Source organism: Corynebacterium sp. (assembly GCF_030538285.1).
Classification (GTDB): Bacteria; Actinomycetota; Actinomycetes; order Mycobacteriales; family Mycobacteriaceae; genus Corynebacterium.
Window position 1 is genome coordinate 1 of the sequence record NZ_JAUNUG010000080.1, and the last position, 4985, is coordinate 4985.

A 4985-nucleotide genomic window follows, 5' to 3' on the forward strand; every position below is an offset into this window, starting at 1 on the left:
GACCCCGCCCGCCGCGCGGGTAACGAGTTCCTCTTCCAGATGCTCGCCACCGAGAACATCGCCACCCTCAACGACGTCTTCGACGGTGTGCCCGCCGGGCAGCGCAAGATCATCACCACCTGCCCGCATTGCTTCAACACCATCCGTAACGAGTACCCGGACTTCGACGGCCACTTCGACGTCTTCCACCACACGCAGCTGCTCAACCGCCTCGTCCGCGAAAAGCTGCTCACCCCGGTCCCCCGCGGCCCGGAGAACCGCCGCCCGGTCACCTATCACGACCCGTGCTTCCTCGGCCGTCACAACCAGGTCTACGACCCGCCGCGTGAACTCGTCGCCGCCGCGGGTGCCGAGCTCCGCGAGATGGACCTCTCCCGCGACGAGGCCTTCTGCTGCGGCGCCGGCGGCGCCCGCATGTACATGGAGGAGACCATTGGCCGCCGCGTCAACGAGTTCCGCTCCGAGCAGGCCCTCGCCACCGGCGCCGAGGAGATCGCCACCGGCTGCCCCTTCTGCAACACCATGTTCACCGGCGGCGTCAAGGCGCTTATCGACGCCCCCGACCGCCCCGCCGTCCGCGACGTCGCCCAGATGCTCCGCGACTCCGTGCTTATCGACGGCCACCTCCCCGCCCCCCGCGAACCCCACTTCCTCGGCGAGGTCATCCGCCCGAAGCGCCGACCGGTGGAGACTCCTGCGGCCACTCCCCCGGACACGCCCCCGGCGGCGCCGAAGCCGGTCCCGACCCCGCCTGCCGAGCCCCCGGTGCCCACGCCCCCGGTCGAGCCGAAGCCTGCACCCGCGACTCCTGCAGCACCGCCCGCTCCCGGCGCGGTAACTCCTGCGGCTCCGGGTGCAGCGGTGCCCCCGGCCCCGGGCGCCGCTGCGCCGACAGTCCCGCCTGCTCCAGGTGTGGCGGTTCCCTCCGCCCCGGGTGCCGCGGTCCCTCCTGCTCCGGGTGCAGCAGCGCCGGCAGTTCCTCCTGCACCCGGAGTCTCGGTGCCTTCCGTGCCGGGCTCCGCAGTTCCCCCTGCTCCAGGTGCGGCTGCACCTGCGGTTCCTCCGGCAGCAGGTGTGTCGGTTCCTCCGGCTCCGGGTGCGGCTGCTCCGGCAGTTCCCCCTGCTCCTGGCGCGGCAGCACCGGCGGTTCCGCCGGCACCGGGTGTCGCAGTACCTACCGCACAAGGTTCCGCTGTCCCGCCTGCACCGGGTGCGGCAGCGCCGGCCGTTCCTCCGGCATCGGGTGCACCAACACCGGCAGCTCCCACAGCACCAGGAGCAGCTATTCCTTCCGCACCGGGTACCGCTATTCCTCCTGCTCTCGGCGCAGCAACCCCGGCAGTTCCCCCGGCACCCGGCACGGCAGTTCCGCCCCCGGGAAGCGCCCGCCCGTCAGTTCCCGAGGCCGACGACAAGGACTAAATCTCCACGGGACCCGTTCCCTCCGTGGCCCGCCTGAATATCTGACCGCAGGTTTCGGGCGACCTGGGGTTTCTCCAGGAAGGGCAGGAGGTGAGGTCAGATATTCAGGCCGGGTGGGTCTCACCCTTCAATCCCGGGAACCACCCGAAGATTCAGCTAAAGTTTTCCCGATCCGGAACCGGGCGCAGCAACACAGGCAGTTCCCCCGGCACGACAACTGAAGCTCCACGGAACCCGTTCCCTCCGGGCCACGCCTGAATATCTGACCGCAGTTTCCTGGCGACCTGGGGTTTCTCTAGCGGAGACCCCGGGTGAGGTCAGATATTCAGGCCGGGCGAGACAACACGAGACGACGAGGCCCCGCGCGGCAGCACCACCCGCAGCAGCTGCGACCCCAGGTAGACCCACAGCGGGCAGCCGAAGACGAGGATCCAGATGACGGGGTGGACGTCGGTGTCGCCACGCCCGAAGATGAGCACCTGCCCGAAGGCGGCCATGCTCTGCAGGGAGTGGCTGACCATCGCCGCGGTCATGGAGCCGGTGAGCACGTAGACCAGGCCGAAGCCGACACCGGTGAGCACGTAGGCGATGGACATGATGTCGATCTTGTCCTCGGCGAGATGGGGCATGGCGAACAGCAGGGCGCTGACACCGATACCAAGTGCCGCACCGAGCCACGCGCGCCCTCGGCGGGCGAAGGCGTCATGGATGGGGCGCACAACGGCACCGCGGTAGAGGATCTCCTCGCAGATCGGGGCGAGGACGACAGAACTGAACGTCGCCACCACCGCAGCCCCGAGCGGGCCGTCGAGGTTCATCTCCTGGAAGAACTGCGTCGCCTGGTCCCCCTGAGACCCGCCGGCGAGGCGGCCGAGCAGCCAGAACGCCGCGTGCGTCACCACGAACACCACCAGGACCACGACGATGTCACGCCCCGAGAGTCCCCACTTCAGGCCGAGGTCGGCGCGGGAGGGCCAGCGTCGAGAAGCAAGGGCGAGGAACGCCAGCGCCAGGAACGCGAACAGCACGAACGACACGGGCACGAACGCCGCACCTCCCATCACGGCCAGGGAGCCGAGGAGGAAGGCCGGGACGCTGAGGATCGCGTACCAGGCCCTCCACGTGGTCAGATGCGTGGCGAGACGGTTCATACGTCTGATGTTCGCACCCACCCCGCCCGAAAAGCCATCAGGAATCGCCCGGACGAGCAAAGATCAGGGGCTTCCCCGAGGGCGACGGGAGGAAGCGTCGCTACACTCGGAAACATGAGTATGAGACCCGAGATGCGACTGAGCGACGCCGAGCGTTCCTCGGCGATGTCCACGCTGGGTCGCGCCTTCGCCGAGGGCCGCCTCAGCATCGACGAATACGACGAACGCTGCCAGGAGATCGCCCGCGCCGAATACCGCCGCGACCTCGACCCGCTGTTCACCGACATTCCGCTGTTCGCCGGCTCGCCGACCAAGGACGTGGACAAGCTCTACTCCGCCCACGAGATCGAGGCCGCCTACCGCGAGGGCCGCAAGATCCGCGCCGGCGTCATGGGCTTGACGACGATCGGCGTCACCGCCGGCACCATCGCCCTCGCCACGCCTCTGTCCGGTCTCCTGCTGCTGCTCATCCCGACGCTGTTCATCCTGCTCTACGTCATGAAGGTCGGCCCGCAGAAATGGTACGTGCCGAGTGCTCGGGCCGTCGATAAGCAGAGGCTCAAGGAGCTGCGGACGGCGGAGCAGTTGCGCGCCGCTGAGCTGCGCCTGGCTGAGCAGGACAAGCTGGCCGCTCTGCGGGCCGAGCGGCGCGCGCAGACCGCGGAACTGACGAACAACGCGATGAACTTCGTCAACAAGGCGTTGGAGCGCGGCCGGAAGTAGTGGCAACATGTAGTCCATGAGTGACTCCCCGACCCCCGTCCGCCGCCGTCCCCGCACATTCGACCAGTCGAACAAGATGAAGGACGTTCTCTACGAGATCCGCGGCCCCGTGTCCGCGGAGGCGGAACGGCTCGAGGCGGACGGTCACCACATCCTCAAGCTCAACACCGGCAACCCCGCCACCTTCGGTTTCGACGCCCCCGACGTCATCATGCGCGACATGATCGCCGCCCTGCCCACCGCGCAGGGCTACTCCACGTCGAAGGGCATCATCCCGGCGCGCCGTGCGGTGGTGACCCGCTATGAGCTGGTGGATGGCTTCCCGGAGTTCGATGTGGAGGACGTGTTCCTGGGCAACGGTGTCTCCGAGCTCATCACCATGACCATGCAGGCGCTGCTCAACGACGGCGACGAGGTCCTCATCCCCGCCCCCGACTATCCCCTGTGGACCGCCGCCACCTCCCTGTCCGGCGGCACCCCGGTGCACTACCTGTGCGACGAGGAGGACGACTGGAACCCCTCCATCGAGGACATCCGCGCGAAGGTGACGGAGAAGACGAAGGCCATCGTCGTCATCAACCCCAACAACCCGACCGGCGCCGTGTACTCCAAGGAGGTGCTGGAGAAGATCGTCGAGGTCGCCCGTGAGTACGAGCTGCTCATCCTCGCCGACGAGATCTACGACCGCATCCTCTACGACGACGCCGAGCACATCTCCCTGGCCACCCTCGCCCCCGACCTGCTCACCATCACCTACAACGGCCTGTCCAAGGCCTACCGCGTCGCCGGCTACCGCGCCGGCTGGATGGTGCTCACCGGGCCGAAGGAACACGCCAAGGGCTTCATCGAGGGCCTCGAGCTGCTCGCCGGCACCCGCCTGTGCCCCAACGTGCCCGCCCAGCACGGTATCCAGGTGGCGCTCGGCGGCAAGCAGTCGATCTACCAGCTCACCGGCGAGGGCGGCCGCCTGCTCAACCAGCGCAACGTCGCCTACGAGAAGCTCAACGAGATCCCGGGCGTGAGCTGCGTCAAGCCGATGGGTGCGCTCTACGCCTTCCCGCGTCTGGACCCCAACATCTACGAGATCCACGACGACGCCAAGCTCATGCTCGACATCCTCCGCGCCGAGAAGATCCTCCTCGTGCAGGGCACCGGCTTCAACTGGCCCGCCACCGACCACTTCCGCCTGGTCACCCTCCCCTGGGCTTCCCAGCTGGAGAACGCCATCGAGCGCCTCGGCAACTTCCTCGTCAGCTACAAGCAGTAGGAATCGGCGAAAGGCCCGACAGGAAAATTCCTGCCGGGCCTTCTGCTTGGGTGTGTTATGCCCGTCCGCGACGGATGAGGATCACACCGGCAGCCACGAGCGCGAGCGCCAGTGCCAGCACGCCGAGCACGGACGCACCGGTCTGTGCCAGGGTGCGCTGCTGCTGCGCCTGCTTCTCCTGCTTCTCGACGCCCGCCTGACCCTGCTGGGCCGGCTGGTTCTGCTGAGCGTCAGCCTTGGCGTCGGGGCTGCCCACCGGGCCGGTGGCCGGCTGCTCGCCCTGCTCGGTCGGCTGACCCGGGGTGCCCGGCTGAGCGGGCTGACCCGGGGTGCCCGGGGCGTCGGAATCCGAGGAGCCGGAGGAACCGGAGGACGCTGCGGAGCCCACGAGGCCGGCTGCGGAACCGTCGGTGGAGGAACCG

General features: G+C 68.5%; 4 protein-coding genes and 1 pseudogene. 3 read left to right on the plus strand and 2 right to left on the minus strand.

Annotation, left to right across the window (positions count from 1 at the left end; genetic code table 11):
- The coding region (locus tag Q4G50_RS14305) for a (Fe-S)-binding protein (protein ID WP_303378327.1) at positions 1 to 1422 on the plus strand (1422 nt) is incomplete at its 5' end.
- A 317-nt stretch (positions 1423 to 1739) separates the two neighbouring features.
- On the opposite strand, the gene Q4G50_RS14310 is transcribed toward Q4G50_RS14305, so the two are convergent.
- A complete protein-coding gene (locus tag Q4G50_RS14310) occupies positions 1740 to 2573 on the minus strand; it encodes a CPBP family intramembrane glutamic endopeptidase (protein WP_303378328.1) in 834 nt (277 codons plus the stop codon).
- A gap of 114 nt (positions 2574 to 2687) precedes the next feature.
- Here Q4G50_RS14310 and Q4G50_RS14315 point away from each other — a divergent pair, with 114 nt between their 5' ends.
- Both Q4G50_RS14315 and Q4G50_RS14320 read left to right on the plus strand, forming a co-directional pair.
- Entirely contained in the window at positions 2688 to 3296 is a 609-nt protein-coding gene (locus Q4G50_RS14315) for a DUF1707 domain-containing protein (RefSeq protein ID WP_303378329.1), read from the plus strand.
- Between the two features lie 16 nt (positions 3297 to 3312).
- Positions 3313 to 4563, plus strand: a complete 1251-nt coding sequence (locus tag Q4G50_RS14320) for a pyridoxal phosphate-dependent aminotransferase (RefSeq protein WP_303378330.1) — start codon at positions 3313 to 3315, stop codon at positions 4561 to 4563.
- 55 nt (positions 4564 to 4618) lie between these two features.
- On the opposite strand, the pseudogene Q4G50_RS14325 reads toward Q4G50_RS14320, so the two are convergent.
- Positions 4619 to 4985, minus strand: a pseudogene (locus Q4G50_RS14325) (hypothetical protein); the annotation flags it as partial.

What these genes read in the sequence shown, in the direction of transcription:
- Q4G50_RS14310 (WP_303378328.1), bottom strand. Translation starts at nt 2,573, where the DNA reads ATGAACCGTCTCGCCACGCATCTGACCACGTGGAGGGCCTGGTACGCG.
- Q4G50_RS14315 (WP_303378329.1), top strand. Translation starts at nt 2,688, where the DNA reads ATGAGTATGAGACCCGAGATGCGACTGAGCGACGCCGAGCGTTCCTCG.
- Q4G50_RS14320 (WP_303378330.1), top strand. Translation starts at nt 3,313, where the DNA reads ATGAGTGACTCCCCGACCCCCGTCCGCCGCCGTCCCCGCACATTCGAC.